The 16,654-nt window shown below is 68.5% G+C and carries 13 protein-coding genes; 9 read left to right on the top strand and 4 right to left on the bottom strand.

Annotated elements, in window-relative coordinates; genetic code table 11:
• Nucleotides 1–10: 10 nt before the first annotated feature.
• The 6 genes from DIE16_RS02055 to fdhA all read left to right on the top strand — a co-directional run bounded on the left by DIE16_RS02055 (nt 11) and on the right by fdhA (nt 8,526).
• Nucleotides 11–1,294: a glycosyltransferase gene (locus DIE16_RS02055; RefSeq protein WP_124485139.1), complete on the top strand. Its 1,284-nt coding sequence runs from the start codon at nt 11–13 to the stop codon at nt 1,292–1,294.
• Nucleotides 1,291–2,877, top strand: a complete 1,587-nt coding sequence (locus tag DIE16_RS02060) for a DHA2 family efflux MFS transporter permease subunit (RefSeq protein WP_124891670.1) — start codon at nt 1,291–1,293, stop codon at nt 2,875–2,877. The genes DIE16_RS02055 and DIE16_RS02060 overlap by 4 nt, the downstream gene beginning before the upstream one ends.
• A 10-nt stretch (nt 2,878–2,887) precedes the next feature.
• Nucleotides 2,888–3,826 carry a glycosyltransferase family 2 protein gene (locus DIE16_RS02065; RefSeq protein WP_124485141.1) on the top strand — a complete coding sequence of 313 codons (939 nt, stop codon included), beginning with the start codon at nt 2,888–2,890 and terminating at the stop codon, nt 3,824–3,826.
• A gap of 20 nt (nt 3,827–3,846) precedes the next feature.
• Nucleotides 3,847–5,718 (top strand): efflux transporter outer membrane subunit, encoded by a 1,872-nt coding sequence (locus DIE16_RS02070; RefSeq protein WP_260434318.1) that lies wholly within the window; start codon nt 3,847–3,849, stop codon nt 5,716–5,718.
• Nucleotides 5,718–6,908 carry an HlyD family efflux transporter periplasmic adaptor subunit gene (locus DIE16_RS02075; RefSeq protein WP_124891672.1) on the top strand — a complete coding sequence of 397 codons (1,191 nt, stop codon included), beginning with the start codon at nt 5,718–5,720 and terminating at the stop codon, nt 6,906–6,908. The genes DIE16_RS02070 and DIE16_RS02075 overlap by 1 nt, the downstream gene beginning before the upstream one ends.
• 421 nt (nt 6,909–7,329) lie before the next feature.
• The gene (gene fdhA, locus DIE16_RS02080) at nt 7,330–8,526 is read left to right on the top strand and encodes a formaldehyde dehydrogenase, glutathione-independent (RefSeq protein ID WP_044844368.1); all 1,197 of its coding nucleotides are present in this window, start codon (nt 7,330–7,332) and stop codon (nt 8,524–8,526) included.
• Between the two features lie 278 nt (nt 8,527–8,804).
• Here fdhA and DIE16_RS02090 read toward each other — a convergent pair whose 3' ends face one another.
• Together DIE16_RS02090 and DIE16_RS02095 are read right to left on the bottom strand one after the other, a co-directional pair.
• Nucleotides 8,805–9,641 carry an ATP-dependent serine protease gene (locus tag DIE16_RS02090; RefSeq protein WP_124485144.1) on the bottom strand — a complete coding sequence of 279 codons (837 nt, stop codon included), beginning with the start codon at nt 9,639–9,641 and terminating at the stop codon, nt 8,805–8,807.
• An 8-nt stretch (nt 9,642–9,649) separates the two neighbouring features.
• Nucleotides 9,650–11,071, bottom strand: a complete 1,422-nt coding sequence (locus DIE16_RS02095; protein WP_124891673.1) for a PLP-dependent aminotransferase family protein — start codon at nt 11,069–11,071, stop codon at nt 9,650–9,652.
• A 283-nt stretch (nt 11,072–11,354) separates the two neighbouring features.
• On the opposite strand from DIE16_RS02095, the gene DIE16_RS02100 reads away from it, so the two are divergent.
• A complete protein-coding gene (locus tag DIE16_RS02100; RefSeq protein ID WP_044844365.1) occupies nt 11,355–12,767 on the top strand; it encodes a discoidin domain-containing protein in 1,413 nt (470 codons plus the stop codon).
• Between the two features lie 55 nt (nt 12,768–12,822).
• Here DIE16_RS02100 and DIE16_RS02105 read toward each other — a convergent pair whose 3' ends face one another.
• Nucleotides 12,823–13,848, bottom strand: a complete 1,026-nt coding sequence (locus DIE16_RS02105) for a GlxA family transcriptional regulator (protein WP_124521481.1) — start codon at nt 13,846–13,848, stop codon at nt 12,823–12,825.
• Between the two features lie 224 nt (nt 13,849–14,072).
• The gene (locus DIE16_RS02110; protein WP_124891674.1) at nt 14,073–14,297 is read right to left on the bottom strand and encodes a hypothetical protein; all 225 of its coding nucleotides are present in this window, start codon (nt 14,295–14,297) and stop codon (nt 14,073–14,075) included.
• Between the two features lie 9 nt (nt 14,298–14,306).
• On the opposite strand from DIE16_RS02110, the gene DIE16_RS02115 reads away from it, so the two are divergent.
• Together DIE16_RS02115 and DIE16_RS02120 are read left to right on the top strand one after the other, a co-directional pair.
• Complete coding sequence (locus DIE16_RS02115; RefSeq protein ID WP_044844363.1) at nt 14,307–15,581, top strand: serine hydroxymethyltransferase; 1,275 nt, start codon at nt 14,307–14,309, stop codon at nt 15,579–15,581.
• A gap of 43 nt (nt 15,582–15,624) precedes the next feature.
• Complete coding sequence (locus DIE16_RS02120) at nt 15,625–16,596, top strand: dipeptidase (RefSeq protein ID WP_044844362.1); 972 nt, start codon at nt 15,625–15,627, stop codon at nt 16,594–16,596.
• The last annotated feature ends 58 nt before the right edge of the window (nt 16,597–16,654 follow it).

Raw genomic sequence — 16,654 nt, forward strand, 5'->3', positions numbered from 1 at the left:
GAGGCGCGCGATGGCGAAGGTGATCGTGACCGCGATCGGCTCGGCGGGCGACGTGCATCCGCTGCTCGGCGTCGCGCGCGCGCTCGCGACGCGCGGCCACGACGTCGTGTTCTGCACGCATCCGCCGTTCGAGGCGGCCGCGCGCCGCTGCGGCTTCACGTTCGTGCCGGTCGGCACCGCGGCCGAGTACGAGGCCGCGATGGCGAACCCGGCGCTGTGGGATCCGCGCACGTCGTTTCGCACGCTGTGGCAGGTGATCGCGCCCGTGCTGCGCCCGCACTACGACGCGCTGCGCGCGCTCACCGATCGCGATACCGTGCTGGTCGGCACGCTGTGGGCGTTTTCCGCGCGCTTCATGCAGGAGCTGCACGGCACGCCGTACGTGTCGGTGCAGGTGTCGCCGTCGACGTTGCTGTCCGCGCACGTTCCGCCGACGCATCCGCGCCTGACGATTCCCGCGCGCTGGCCGCTGCCGGTGAAGGCGGCGCTGATGACGCTGATCGAGCGGCAGGTGCTCGACCGCGTGTGCGGGCCGGCGCTCAACGCGGTGCGCCGCGATCTCGGGCTCGCGCCCGCGCGGCGCGTGCTCGGCCGCTGGCTGCATTCGACCGACGGCGTGCTGTGCCTGTTTCCCGACTGGTTCGCACCGGCGCAGCGCGACTGGCCGGCCGGTCATCTGCAAAGCGGTTTTCCGCTGTTCAACGACATCGCGACGCCCGACGACGATCGCGCGCTCGACGCGTTCCTCGCGGCCGGTGAGCCGCCCGTCGTGTTCACGGCCGGGTCGACACGGGTCGATCACGCCGCGTATGCGCGCGCGGTCGCGGACGCGCTGCATGCCACCGGCGCGCGCGGCATCCTGCTGAGCCCGCACGATGCGGCACCGGCCGGCGACCGGCTGCTGGTGCGCCGCTTCGTGCCGATGCGCGCGCTGCTGCCGCGTTGCCGCGCGCTCGTGCATCACGGCGGGATCGGCACCGCGGCGCTCGCGTTCGAAGCCGGGATCCCGCAGGTCGTGACGCCGTTCGCGCACGATCAGTTCGACAATGCGCAGCGCGTCGCGGCGAGCGGCGCCGGCGTGCGCATCGACGGCCCCGTCGACGGCGCGCGTCTCGGTGCGGCGCTCGCGCGCGTGCTGGATGAGCCGGAATTCGCGGTGCATGCGGAACGCACGCGTGCGCTGATCGATGCGGCGCCGGACGGCTGCGAGCGCGCCGCCGATTTCATCGAGCGCTTCGCGCCGAACCACGGACGCGCGCGGGTGCAGGCCTACCTCGCGACGGCGGGCGCATGAGCACCGCAGCGCCGCTTCAGGACGCGCCCGCCGCCGTCGATGCACGCGAACCCGCACCCGCCGCGCCGCCGGTGCGCGGCGCGCGGCTCGCGCTGCTGACGTTCGCGCTGTCGCTCGCCACCTTCATCGAAGTGCTCGACTCGACCGTGACGAACGTCGCGGTGCCGGCGATCTCCGGCAGTCTCGGCGTCTCGAACAGCCAGGGTACGTGGGTGATCAGCTCGTATTCGGTCGCGGCCGCGATCGCGGTGCCGCTGACCGGCTGGCTCGCGCGGCGCGTCGGCGAGCTGCGGCTGTTCGTCGGCGCGGTGCTGCTGTTCACGCTGACGTCGCTGCTGTGCGGGCTCGCACGCGACCTGCACGTGCTGGTGGTCTGCCGCGCGCTGCAGGGGCTGTGCTCGGGGCCGATGGTGCCGCTGTCGCAGACGATCCTGCTGCGCACGTTCCCGCCGGACAAGCGCACGGTCGCGCTCGCGCTGTGGGCGATGACGGTGCTGCTCGCGCCGATCTTCGGGCCGGTGGTCGGCGGCTGGATCGTCGACAGCTTCTCATGGCCGTGGATCTTCCTGATCAATTTGCCGATCGGGCTGTTCTCGTTCGCCGTCTGCACCGCGATGCTGCGCCCCGACGCGCAGCGCGGCGCGGCCGGCCCGATCGACGTGCCGGGCATCGTGCTGCTCGTGATCGGCGTCGGTTCGCTGCAGGCGATGCTCGATCTCGGTCACGACAAGGGCTGGTTCGATTCGCCGCTGATCGTCACGCTCGCGGTGGTCGCGGGGCTCGCGATCGTGTCGCTGCTGCTCTGGGAAGCAGGCGAGGCCCATCCGGTCGTCGACCTCAGCCTGTTTCGCGACCGCACGTTCTCGTTCTGCGTGCTGATCATCTCGCTCGGGATGATGAGCTTCTCGGTGGTGGGCGTCGTGTTCCCGCTGTGGATGCAGGCGGTGATGGGCTACAACGCGTTCCACGCGGGGCTCGCCACCGCGTCGCTCGGCGTGCTCGCGCTGGTGTTCTCGATTCTCGTCGGCCTGCACGCGCATCGCTTCGACGCGCGTGTGCTTGCGACGTTCGGATTCCTGATATTTGCGGCCGTACTCGCATGGGATGCGCATTTCACGCTGAAGATGACGTTCGTGCAGATCGCCGCGCCCGGGTTGATCCAGGGGATCGGGCTGCCGTGTTTCTTCATTCCGCTGACGGCCGCGACGCTGTCGCGCATCCCGGACGACCGGCTCGCGGCCGCGTCGAGCCTGTCGAACTTCCTGCGCACGCTGTCCGCCGCATTCGGCACCGCGATGAGCGTGACGCTGTGGGACAACCGCGCGACCTATCACTACGGCGTCGTGTCGCAATCGGTCACGCACGCGTCGGCGAACACGCAGCGCTTCGTGCACACGCTGAACGCGATGGGCGTGGACGGCGTGCGCGAGCTGTCCACGCTGCACCAGGTCGTGATGCAGCAGGCGTACATGATGGCGACGGGCGACATGTTCTGGATGGCGAGCATGACGTGCCTCATGCTCGCCGCGATGATGTGGCTCACGCGGCCGAAGCGCGGCGCGGCCGCTTCGTTCGGACATTGAGGAGAGCGGCATGACGACACTCGGCGCACTCGTGATCCTGTATCACCCGAGCGACGCGCAGCTCGCGGCGCTCGGCGCGTGGCGGCACGCGTGCGACGCGCTGCTGGTCGTCGACAACACGCCGCAGCCCGATGCGCGCGCTCGCGACGTGTGCGCGCGCGACGGCATCGCGCTGCTGCATCACGGCAATCGCGGCGGAATCGCGGGCGCCTACAACGCGGGGCTCGCGGCGCTGTTTCGCGACGACGTCGACGCGGTCGCGCTGTTCGATCAGGATTCGTCGGTGCCGGCCGGTTACTTCGCGACGATGCGCGACGCCTGCACGGGGCTCGCGGGGCGCGCGTTCCTGGCCGGCCCGCGCATCTTCGACGAGAACGCGCGCAGCTTCCTGCCCGAACTCGCGACCGACGGGATCGCGTTGCGCCGGCTGCATCTCGCGCCCGACGCGCCGCCGCAACGCTGCGCGTTCCTGATCTCGTCGGGCTGCGTCGTGTCGCGCGCCGCGTTCGACGTGCTCGGCCGCTTCGACGAGACGCTGTTCATCGATCACGTCGATACCGAGTACAGCTTCCGCGCGCTTGCGCGCAACGTGCCGCTCTACGTCGTGCCGTCGCTGGTGCTGCCGCACCGGATCGGCGCGAAGCAGCGGCACGCGTTCGGCCCTTTCGAAATGACGTCGATGAATCACTCGTGGCAACGGCGCTACTACAGCGCACGCAATGCGGTGCAGCTCGGGATGCAGTACGGGTTGCGCTTTCCGGTGGCGATCGTGCCGAACCTGCTGACCGTGTGGCAGGTCGTGCAGATCGCGCTCGTCGAGCGCGACAAGCGCGCCAAGCTCGCGGGCATCGCGTTCGGCATCGCCGACGGCCTGTTCGGGCGGCTCGGTCCGCTCGAGCGCACGCGGCCGCGTCTCGCCGCGCGCGCGCGGCGCGTCCAGCAGGGATGAGGGCGGCGATGGAACGCATCATGAAAGCGGCGCGAGCCGCTCGGCCGGCGCGGCGCGGGCAGGGCGGCTGGGCGATCGTCGCGGCCGCCGCGCTGCTGGCGCTGGGCGGCTGCGTGCCGTCGGGGTTCCTGCCGTCGCTGTCGCTGCGCGCACCGGCCGGCGACGCGCTCGCTCGCACCGCGGGGCCCGGCGCGGATGGCGCATGGCCCGCGCCCGACTGGGTGAAGCAGCTGCAGGATCCGCAGCTCGACGAACTGGTCGTGGAGGCGTCGCAGAACAATCCTGATCTGCAGGTCGCGCAGGCGCGGCTGCGGATCGCGCAGTCGCAGCTTCAGCAGTTCGATTCGCTGACGGGCCTGACCGGCACGGCCGGCGCGACGGTCAGCCGCGCGCGGATGCCGAAGCCGGGCGACATCGCCGACGTGACGGCGGGCGGTTATCGCGTGCCGGTCGAGATCTTCGGCGATCCGGTCGTGTCGCCGTCGTCGGTGTTCGTCGGGCTGAACTACCAGCTCGACCTGTGGGGCAAGAACCGCGCGGCGACGAAGAGCCTGATGTCGCTGCGCGACGCGGCCGGTGTCGAGGCCGAGCAGGTGCGGCTCACGCTCGCGGTCGCGATCGTCACCGTGTATTGCCAGCTCGATGAGGCGTACGCGGTGCGCGACCTGCTGCAGCAGAAGCTGAAGATCAGCCAGCGCGTGACGGCCGTGCTGCGCGAGCGCACCGCGCGCGGCCTCGACAATGCGTACGACGCGAGCGACGCGTCGATCAAGCGCAGCCGCCTGCTCGCACAGATCGCGCTGAACGACGAACAGATCAAGCTCGCGCAATTGCAGCTGGGCGTGCTGTCCGGCCGCGGGCCGGAGCGCGGGCTCGCGTTGCAGCGGCCGCGCGTCGGCGCATTCGCCGGCGGCGCGCTGCCCGCGCGGCTGCCGGCCGATCTGCTCGGCCGCCGGCCCGACATCGTCGCCGCGCGGCTGCGCGTCGAAGCCGCGTTCGCGAATGCCGATTCGACGCGCGCGCAGTTCTATCCGGACGTGAACCTCGTCGCGCTCGGCGGCGTGTTCGCGCTGACGCCCGCGTCGCTGTTCTCGCGCGATTCGCTCGCCGGCTCCGTCGGCCCGGCGATCTCGCTGCCGGTGTTCGATCGCGGCCGGCTGAAGGCGAAGCTCGGCGCGGACGTCGCGCAGGCCGACGTCGCGATCGGGCTGTACAACAAGACCGTCGACGACGCGCTCGGGCAGGTCGCGCAAATCGTCACGTCGCTGCAGACCGCGCAGACGCTCGTCGTGCAGCAGCAGGATGCCGTCGCCGCCGCGCAGAAGATCGTGCAGATCGCGGCTGATCGCCATCGGCGCGGCGTGTTGATGCAGAAGGATGTCGATGTCGCGGACCTCACGCTGATCGACGAACGCGCGCAGCTGATCGCGCTGCTCGGGCGGCAGCGGACGCTGCGCGTCGGGCTGGTCGGCGCGCTCGGCGGCGGGTTCGATGCGAGCGCAACGACTGCGGGTGCGGCGATGCCCGCGGCGCGTACCGCGCAAGGCGCGCGGACGAAACGCGGCGCGACGGTGAACGCCGCTGCCCGCGGTAGCTCGGCGGACACCAGCGCGCAAGTGCGGCGCGCGGCGGTGTCAGGTAGCGGCGCCGCGCCGCGTGCCGCGCGGATCGATCCGCCGGCGGTGTCGGTCGCGCCGCGTAGTCCGGCTGTCGATGCCGCGAATGTGAGTGTGAGTACCGGCGCGAGTACGAGCGCCAGCGCAAATACCAGCACGAGCACGAGCGTCGGCGTCGGCTCGCGCCGCGCGCCCCCCACCGTTGCCGCCGACACGCGCGCGTCCGCGCTCCCCCTGTTCCAGCATGACCGCCTGATCGTTACGCAAAGCGACTGATGCACCACGACAACCTTCACACCGCGGCGCAGCCGGCCACTCTGAACGACCCCGCACTCGACGCGCGCCGCGCGACGCGTCGCAAGCGCTTCATGCTGTTCTTCGCGATCGTGATGCTCGCCGCGCTCGTCTGGATCGCGTTCTGGCTGCTACGCGACCGCTATTACGAGGATACCGACGACGCGTACGTCGCCGGCAGCATCGTGCAGGTCGCTGCACAGATTCCGGGCGCCGTGACCGACGTGCTGGTCGCCGATACGCAGCCCGTGCGCGCCGGGCAGACGCTCGTGCGGCTCGACGATACGGAAGCGTCCGTCGCGTTCGCGCAGGCGAAGGCGCAGCTCGCGCAGGCCGTGCGGCAGGTCGCGAACGCGAAGATCTCGAACACGATGTACGTGGCAGCCGTGAGCGCGCGCCAGGACGACCTGTCGCTCGCGCAGCGCGCGCTTGCCGCGCGTTCGGGCGCGTCGGTCGAGATCGTCGCGCCGGAGGAGCTGGCGCGCGCCCGCGCGGCCGTCGCCGGCGCCCAGGCGAACCTCGCGGCCGCGCAGGCGCAGCTCGACGCCGCGCGGGCGCTCGGCAGCAAGCTGCCGGTGGACGAGAGCCCGGCCGTCGTGCAGGCCGCCGCGCAGTTCAAGCTCGCGTACCGGAACCTGAAGCGCACGACGATCGTCGCGCCGGTCGACGGCACGGTCGGCCAGCGTTCGGTGCAGGCGGGCCAGCAAGTCGGGCCCGGCGTGCCGCTGATGTCGATCGTGCAGTTGAACCGGCTGTGGATCGAGGCGAATTTCAAGGAAGGGCAGATCCGCCACATGCGCGTCGGCCAGCCGGTCGACGTGGTGTCGGACCTGTACGGGTCGCGCGTCGTCTATCGCGGCCGCGTGCAGGGCTTCTCGGCCGGCACCGGCAGCGCGTTCTCGATGCTGCCGTCGCAGAACGCGGCCGGCAACTGGATCAAGGTCGTGCAGCGCGTGCCGGTCGTGATCGCGCTCGATCCCCGCGATCTGGCCGCGCATCCGCTGCGGGTCGGGCTGTCGATGCGCGCGACGGTCGATACGCGCAACCGCGACGGCCATGCGCTCGACAGCGAACCGCCGACGCCGGCCGTCAGCACGCGCGTGCACGACGGTGTCGCAAGCGACGCAGAAGCGGCTGCTGCCGCGATCGTCCGCGAGAATCAGGGCGGGTGAGTTTCCGACGCCGACGCACGCAGAAAACGCACGAACCAATCCGGGTGACGGATGGCGGGGGCGGGCGACCGGTGCATCCGACCAACGCGCCCGAATAGGCCACCCGATCGGCGCCCCCGGATCAAGGCCCCGATCAAAGTACCAATCAACGCACCCGCCCAACGCACGGATTGGCGGGTCGTTCGCGCCGATCGGCGGCTCCGGCGGCCTCGCGGCCTGCATCTCCTGCAGCCCCCACCCCGCACCCCTTTTCCGGCCCGACTTTCGCATTTCCGCCACCGATGTCGGCACCGATCAAACGCGTGTCGCGTTTGAGACATCGACGCCCCCACCTCCGGGACTACTCTCGAACAGCACGTTGCGTAGCACCGCATCTGCCGGCGCACAGCAGCGCCATCCAACGAGACATGGAGACAATACGATGAGCAGCAATCGAGGTGTCGTCTATCTTGGGCCGGGCAAGGTCGAAGTTCAGAAGATCGATTATCCGAAGATGGTCGATCCGACCGGCCGCGCGATCGGCCACGGCGTGATCCTGAAAGTGGTCAGCACGAACATCTGCGGTTCCGACCAGCACATGGTGCGCGGCCGCACGACCGCGCCGATCGGCCTCGTGCTCGGTCACGAGATCACGGGCGAAGTGGTCGAGGTGGGCCGCGACGTCGAGACGCTGAAGATCGGCGATCTCGTGTCGGTGCCCTTCAACGTCGCGTGCGGCCGCTGCGCGATGTGCAAGGACACGCATACGGGCGTGTGTCTGAACGTGAACCCGTCGCGAGCCGGCGGCGCATACGGCTACGTCGACATGGGCGGCTGGATCGGCGGCCAGGCCGAGTACGTGCTCGTGCCGTACGCCGACTTCAACCTGCTGAAATTCCCGGACCGCGACCAGGCAATGGCGAAGATCCGCGACCTGACCTGCCTGTCCGACATTCTGCCGACCGGTTATCACGGTGCGGTGAGCGCGGGCGTGAAGCCGGGCTCGACGGTCTACATCGCGGGCGCGGGCCCGGTCGGGATGGCGGCGGCCGCATCGGCGCGCCTGCTCGGCGCGGCGGTCACGATCGTCGGCGACATGAACGCGGAACGCCTCGCGCACGCGCGGGCGATGGGCTTCGAGACGGTCGACCTGTCGAAGGACGCGTCGCTCGGCGAGCAGATCGAGCAGATCCTCGGCGTGCCGGAGATCGACTGCGCGGTCGACTGCGTCGGCTTCGAGGCGCACGGCCACGGTTCGTCGGGCCATTCCGAGGAAGCGCCCGCGACGGTGTTGAACTCGCTGATGGAAATCACGCGCCCGGCCGGCGCGATCGGCATTCCGGGCCTGTACGTGACGGACGATCCGGGCGCGAAGGACAAGGCCGCGCAGCACGGCAGCCTGAGCATCCGCTTCGGCCTCGGCTGGGCGAAGTCGCATTCGTTCTTCACGGGCCAGACGCCGGTGCTGAAGTACAACCGCAACCTGATGCAGGCCATCCTGTTCGACCGTCTGCCGATCGCGAAGATCGTCAACGTCGAGGTGATCTCGCTCGATCAGGCGCCGGAAGGCTACAAGAAGTTCGACGGCGGCGCGCCGCGCAAATTCGTGATCGATCCGCACGGCTTGCTGGCGGCCTGACGCACGAACGGGCGGAACATGAAACGGGCGGTACCGGAAACGGTGCCGCCCGTTTTTGCTGTGGGCGGGCGCTGCCGGCGCAGGCGAACCCCGATCGCCACGGCCCGCGATTGCTGCGATACGGCGTGCGGCACGAGACCGATCGCCGCGGCCAACCGGCCGCCGAACGCCGACACGAACGGCCGGACGCTCGCCGGCTTGCGCTTCGAGTCGTATGCGGCGATTCCGTACAACAGCATCGCGGCCGCGATCGCGCCGAATTCCGGCGCGCCCGGCGCTCAGTGCGCGCGATAGACCATGGCCACTTGGGTCGCGCTTGCCGTCGCGCGCCGACCGTGGCGCGTATGCAGGCTCACGCGGCGGATCGCGTGCGCGTGTCGCGTCGCGGTAGCGCCGCCTTTCCAGTTGACGACGCGAGTACCGCTGCGCGCGCGCACCACTGGTGCGTGCCGCGCGACCGTGGTTGCCGTGCGTCCGGTCATGTGCCGGCTCGTGCCGGCATAGCCTGCTCGATCGGTTGCGTCCAGCCGGTCGGCGGCGGCAAGCCGGTCGGGGTCGAGCGCCGGGTGGTCGGCCGGATGAAATGCATAGACGGGCGCGGGCACGACCGGCAACGTCTGCGCGTCGGCCGCATGCAGACTGGCGTCGTTTGCCGCTGGCGCCGGCGCGCCCTGGCCGCGGCAGACCGGGTCGGCCTTGCACGTCCGGTCGAACGTCACATAGCCGCCGACCAGCAGCACGAGGGTCAGGATGCTCAGCAGCGGCGCGCTCGACGCGCTCGGCCGCCGGATCGCCGCGCTGCGCACCGCGGCGCCGATGCGCGACGACCATGTCGGGACGGGGAGCGCGTCGTGCGGAGGAGCGGCCTGCGCCTCGTCGCTCTGGTTGCTCTGGTCGCTCGATTCCCTCGATTCCCTCGATTCGCTCGATTCGCTCAGCGGCGCGAACGGCCAGTCCCCGAGTCCGCAGACGGGGCATTGCTCGGTGGCGCGGAATGCCATGAAGCCGCATTGCCGGCAGCGCTGGCTGACGGCATCGCGCGGCTCGGCGCGCAGGTTCAGTGCGCCGCGCAACGTGTCGCGCGTGCGGACTTTCCGGATGGGCAGGACTTGCATGGTCGTTGCTACCTCGTCTGTCGTTGCCGCCCCGCGAGCGTCCCGAGGGTTTGCATCGCGTCCTCGACGGCAGGGGTCCACGGCCGGCCGTAGTTCAGCCGGACGTAGCGGTGAAAGGCGCCCGTCATGGAAAAAATCGGCCCGGGCGCGAGGCTGACGCCGTTTTTCATCGCGTCGCCGAACAACCGCATCGCATCCACGTGCGGCGGCAATTCGATCCACAGGAAATACCCGCCGCGCGGGGCATGCACCGCCGTGTCGGGCGGGAAGTACGCGCGGACGGCCGCCAGCATCTGTGCCTGGTGCGCCGCCAGGTTGCGGCGGAGCCTGCGCAGGAAGCGGTCGTACGCGCCGTTGAGCAGGTAGCGGGATACAGCCATCTGCGCGGGCACGTCGGCCGCCGGCGCGCTCGCGTTCTTCACCTGCCTGATCTGCTTCACGTAGCGTCCGGCCGCGACCCAGCCGATCCGGAAACCGGGGGCGAGGCACTTCGAGAACGAACCGCAATGCAGCACCAGCCCGCTTTCGTCGTACAGCTTCGCGGGCCGCGTGGGCGTCGGGCCGAAGTGCAGTTCGCCGAACACGTCGTCCTCGATCAGCGGCACGCGGTGCGACGCGAGCAGGTCGATCAGCGCGCGCTTGCGCTCGTCGGGCAGCGTCGCGCCGGTCGGGTTGTGGAACGAGGTCATGAACCAGCAGGCGCGCACCGGATGCGTGTCGAGCGCGTCGGCGAGCGCATCGAGATCGAGGCCGGTGCGCGGATCCACCGGGATTTCGATGGCCTTCAGATGCAGCCGCCGCACGGCCTGCAGTACCGCGTGGTAGGCCGGACGTTCGATCGCGACGATGTCGCCGGGGCGCGTGAGCGCCTGCAGGCTCAGCGTCAGCGCTTCGGCCGCGCCGGTCGTGATGACGATCTCTTCCATCGGCAATGACGCGCCCGCGTTCAGGTAGCGCAGTGCGATCTGGCGGCGCAGCGCTTCATGGCCGGGCGGCAGTCCGGCCAGCAGTTTCGCGCGGTCCATGTTGCGGGCCGCCGCCGCCGCATACCGCCACAGGCTGCTCATCGGAAACAGCGAATAGCTCGCGAATGCGGAACCCAGCGGCACGATGTCGTCGAATTTGAGCGAGTCGAGCAAGCGGAACAGCACATCGTTGTCGCCTGCCTGCGGCGCAGCCGGTTTGCGCGGGGTGTCGTGACCCGCGCGCACGCGCTTGTCATCCAGGTTCGCAACGAAATATCCGGAGCGCGCACGCGCGGTGATCAGGCCCTCGCTTTCGAGCTTGTAGTACGCGCGAAACACGGTGGATGGACTTACACGGTAAGCGCGGCACGCTGCGCGCACGGTCGGGATACGCGCGCCGGGCCCGAGGTCGCCACGCCGGATCGCGTCGCCAATCGTCTGAGCCAGCGCCGCATAACGCTTCATGCCTGCCCTCCGGCCGATCGCGGCCGTCGTGAAAAAAGAGTAGCACGGCCTCCGCCGCGTTCAATCCCGCCCTCAAACGCTGATGCGCCTGTCGCTGATCCGGTTGTTTTCGACTCACTTTGAGCCTTTTCTTCAGACGAGCGAGCAGGCATCCTGCGCAAGTTTCATTCCCGATGCGTGATCGATACCGAGTTCGCGCCCTCCGATGGCGGACCCGTGATCCCCGTGCACCGTGTGCGGGACCCGGGCCGCTCCGTCCCTACCTTTCCCGGAAGCAATCAGCGTGAAATCGAAGTTCCTCGCTGCGGGCCTCGTGGCCGGCATCGCTCTCAACCTGTCCAGTGGTGCCGCCGAAGCGGCCTGCATCAGCAATCCTCCGACTCAATCCAACGCGTCGTTTCCCGCGGCGCTGACCGGCAAGCTCGTCTATCACAGCTACGTCAACTACGGCGACGGCACGAGCCAGCTGTTCCTGTACGATTTTTCGGCCCATACGCTCACGCAGCTGAGCAAGAGCAGCTGGGGCATCACCGATCCGATGAACGGCGTGTTCAGCCCCGACGGCAAGTGGCTCGCGTTCATGGGCATCAGCAACGGCGCATGGAACGTGTTCATGCTGCAGCTCGGCGCCGGCACGCCGCCCGTCAACCTGACGAACAGCACCGGCGCGACGCGCAACGAAGATCCGAAATTCAGCGCCGACGGCAAGACGCTCGTGTTCAAGCAGAACGGCGACGTGAAGCAGGGCACGCTGTCGTACACGAGCGCGGGCCCGGTGTTCACGTCGGTCGTGAGCCTGACGAACGCACCGGCCGGCGCCGAATACTCGATGCCGTTCCTCGCGCCGGACGCGAGCGCCGTCTACTACGCGACGGGCACCGGCTCGAACATGGGGCTGATGAAGCGCACGATCGCGACCGGCGCGACCGCCACGTTCGATCATCCGGCCGGTCTGCAGACCTACTATCCGATCGTACGCGGCGACGGCATGGTGTTCTATGCACGCTGGAAGGATAGCGGCGGCGCGGACCAGATCTACACGAAGACCGCGGACCCGGCATCGACGCCGAACGCGCTGCCGATCAACGACTGCGTGAGCAACAACTCGGACCCGGCGCCGGTGACCGGCACGAACTACGTGTTCTTCTCGTCGACGACGGCGGGCGGCTACCAGCTCTACGTCGGCGACGTGACGACCGGCCAGCGCTGGAGCCTGTCGCAGTTCGGCGTGAACGCGGACACGACCAAGGCGAAGCTCGGCTCGAGCTACTACGGCGGCCCGGCCGCCGCGCAGCCGACGCTGCTGTCGCAAGGGCGGCCGGCTGCCGCGTCGGCGAGCTACAACACATCGCTGACGGCGGACAAGGCGTTCGACGGCAACACGACCAGCACGCGCTGGGATTCGCCGGAAGGCGCGGGCGTCGATCCGCAATGGATCTCCGTCGATCTCGGCGCGGTGAAGAAGATCAGCAGCGTCGATCTCTACTGGGACGCGGGCGCGCTCGTGTACCAGATCCAGACGTCGAACGACAACGCGAACTGGACGACGGTCTACTCGACGAACAACGGCGTGTCGTACGGTCACGTCACGTTGCCGAACCTGAATGCGCAGGGGCGCTACGTGCGGATGCTCGGTACGAAGCGGGCGACGCAGTGGGGGTATTCGCTCGACGAAATGCAGGTGTGGGGATCGTAAGCACCAGAAAAAAGCGGCCTTCGAGGCCGCTTTTTTTTATCGCGCAACTCGTGCGTCACGCATGAATCACATGCGCCGGAAATGCCGGCGCGGATGTCGCCGCGCCCTGCGCGAGCGGCGCGACCTGCTTGCGGCGTTCGCGCGTCGGCGCGACGCCGAACGCGTCGCGATAGCTCTTGCTGAAGTGGCATGCCGACTGGAAGCCGCACGCCATCGTGATGTGCATGATCGACATGTCGGTCTGCAGCAGCAGCTCGCGCGCGCGGCGCAGCCGCAGCGTCAGGTAATAGTGCGTGGGCGTCATCCCGAGGTGTTCGCGGAACAGGCGCTGCAACTGCCGCTGCGACATGTTCGCGAGCCGCGCGAGCTCCTCGCGCGACAGCGGTTCCTCGATGTTGTTCTCCATCAGCGAAATCACTTCGAACAGCGACTTGTTCGCCGAGCCGAGCCGCGCGACGAGCGGCATCCGCTGTTGCGCGCTCGTGTCGCGCACGTGTTCGACGATGAACTGCTCGGCGATCTGCGTGACGCGCGGCGTGCCTATCCGCGCGGCGATCAGGTTCAGCATCATGTCGAGCGGCGCGACGCCGCCCGTGCACGTGATGCGATCGCGGTCGACCACGAACAGTTCCTTCAGGAAGCGCGTGTCCGGAAACTCTTCCTTCAGCGCCGACATGTTTTCCCAGTGGATCGCGCACGCGTAGCCCGCGAGCAGCCCCGACTTCGCGAGCGCATAGGTGCCCGTGCACAGGCTGCCGAGCGGAATGCCCGAGCGCGCGAAGCGGCGCAGCGTCGACAGATGGGCGGGCGTGGTCGCGCGCTGCACGTCGACGCCGCCGCACACGAATACGATATCCGGCTGCCCGACGCACTCGGCCGGGCCCGTGTCGACCGTGAGGCCATTGCTCGCCGTGACCGGGCCGCCGTCCGGGCTGATGATCGACCAGCGGTAGAGCGGCTGGCCGCTCAGGTAGTTCGCCATCCGAAGCACCTCGATCGCATTGGTGAACGCGATCATCGTGAAGTTCGGTAAAGGCATGAACGCGAAGTGGGACAGCGACGCTGTGCGGTCGGGCGACATGGGGAGCGTTCCTTGAATCTCTAATAGCTTTTAGCCCGAGGCACGGATCGGGCTGCCGTATTGTGGGAGCGAGCGCAACAACCGTGCCATACGGCTAAACCCTAGCTCCATACGTTGTATGGGCGCGGGGCGGATGCTGCACTGCACCGTAAGCGGGCCGCGCTGCACCCGGGAAGCACAGCACAGGCACCGGCGAAGTGCCTGTCCATCGGTGAATCGCGAATTCACAGCACACGCCGGCTTGCCTCGTCATCCCGAAAAGCACGACCGGTCACTTGTACAAAACGGACGCGCATGGCGGAAAAGGTAAAGAACGCGTCTAAATTCATCAATCCGTCGAAAATCCGAACGACAAGAATAGAGCCGTCGGCAGCCTTGCACTGGATGCGCTGGAAACCCAGGTATGGCGGGCCTCGAGCTTCGGTTTCACGCCCTTTATTCTTCGTCACGGACGCACTATGTCGAACACCCAGCCTTTCTTCTCGCAGCCCCTCGCCGAGCGCGACGCGCCGGTGCGCAGCGCCATCCTGAAGGAACTCGAGCGCCAGCAGTCGCAGGTCGAGCTGATCGCGTCGGAAAACATCGTGTCGCGCGCGGTGCTGGAGGCCCAGGGTTCGGTGCTGACCAACAAGTATGCGGAAGGCTATCCGGGCAAGCGTTACTACGGCGGCTGCGAATTCGCGGACGAGGTGGAGGCGCTGGCGATCGAGCGCGTGAAGCAGATCTTCAACGCCGGCTATGCGAACGTGCAGCCGCACTCGGGCGCGCAGGCGAACGGTTCGGTGATGCTCGCGCTCGCGAAGCCGGGCGACACGGTGCTCGGCATGTCGCTGGACGCCGGCGGCCACCTGACGCACGGCGCGAAGCCGGCGCTGTCGGGCAAGTGGTTCAACGCCGTGCAGTACGGCGTGAACCGCGACACGATGCGGATCGACTACGACCAGGTCGAGGCACTCGCGCACGAGCACAAGCCTAGCCTGATCATCGCCGGCTTCTCGGCATACCCGCGCGCGCTGGACTTCGCCCGCTTCCGTGCGATCGCCGACAGCGTCGGCGCGAAGCTGATGGTCGACATGGCGCACATCGCGGGCGTGATCGCCGCCGGCCGCCATGCGAATCCGGTCGAGCACGCGCACGTCGTCACGTCGACCACGCACAAGACGCTGCGCGGCCCGCGCGGCGGCTTCGTGCTGACCAACGACGAAGAGATCGCGAAGAAGATCAACTCGGCCGTGTTCCCCGGCCTGCAGGGCGGCCCGCTGATGCACGTGATCGCCGGCAAGGCCGTCGCGTTCGGCGAAGTGCTGCATGCGGACTTCAAGACCTACATCGACAACGTGCTCGCGAACGCGCAGGCCCTCGGCGAAGTGCTGAAGGCGGGCGGCGTCGACCTCGTCACCGGCGGCACCGACAACCACCTGCTGCTGGTCGACCTGCGCCCGAAGGGCCTGAAGGGCGCGCCGGTCGAGCAGGCGCTCGAACGCGCGGGCATCACCTGCAACAAGAACGGCATTCCGTTCGACACCGAGAAGCCGACCGTCACGTCGGGCATCCGCCTTGGCACGCCGGCCGGCACGACGCGCGGCTTCGGCGTCGCGGAGTTCCGCGAAGTCGGCCGCCTGATTCTCGAGGTGTTCGACGCGCTGCGCGCGAACCCCGAAGGCGACCACGCGACCGAACAGCGCGTGCGCCGCGAGATTTTCGCGCTTTGCGAGCGCTTCCCGATTTACTGATCGACGACCCCACATACAGCAGAGACTGGAGCGAGAGGCAGATATGAGCACGCTGCATCAGGACAGCATCATCATCGACGGACTGAACATCTCGAAGTTCGAGAAGCCGGTGTTCGAGGACATGCGCAAGGGCGGCATCACGGCCGCGAACTGCACGGTATCGGTGTGGGAGAACTTCACCAAGACCGTCGACAACATCGGCGTGATGAAGCAGAAGATCCGCGAGAACGGCGAACTGCTGACGCTGGTGCGCACGACCGACGACATCTTCCGCGCGAAGAAGGAAGGCAAGACGGGGATCATCCTCGGCTTCCAGAACGCGCACGCGTTCGAGGACAACCTCGGCTACATCGAGGCGTTCGCCGACATGGGCGTGCGCGTCGTGCAGCTCTGCTACAACACGCAGAACCTGGTCGGCACCGGCTGCTACGAGCGCGACGGCGGCCTGTCGGACTTCGGCCGCGAAGTGATCACCGAGATGAACCGCGTCGGCATCATGGTCGACCTGTCGCATGTGGGCGGCAACACGTCGTCGGAAGCGATCGCGTTCTCGAAGAAACCGGTGTGCTACTCGCACTGCCTGCCGTCGGGCCTGAAGGAACATCCGCGCAACAAGAGCGACGCGCAGCTGAAGGAAATCGCCGACGCCGGCGGCTTCGTCGGCGTGACGATGTTCGCGCCGTTCCTGAAGCGCGGCATCGAGGCGAACATCGACGACTACATCGAGGCGATCGACTACGTCGTGAACCTGATCGGCGAAGACGCGGTCGGCATCGGCACGGACTTCACGCAGGATTTCGCGAAGGAATTCTTCGACATGCTGACGCATGACAAGGGCCGCTATCGCCAGCTGACGAACTTCGGCAAGGTGATCAACCCGGACGGCATCCGCACGATCGGCGAATTCCCGAACCTGACCGCGGCGATGGAACGCCACGGCTGGAAGGAGTCGCGCATCCGCAAGATCATGGGCGAGAACTGGGTGCGCGTGTTCAAGGACGTGTGGGGCGCGTAAGCGCCCGCCGAGCCGAACCGCCACCCGCGATTCAACACTAGAACAATCGGGACGTGCC

The organism is Burkholderia sp. Bp9090 (genome assembly GCF_003857985.1).
Classification (GTDB): Bacteria; Pseudomonadota; Gammaproteobacteria; order Burkholderiales; family Burkholderiaceae; genus Burkholderia.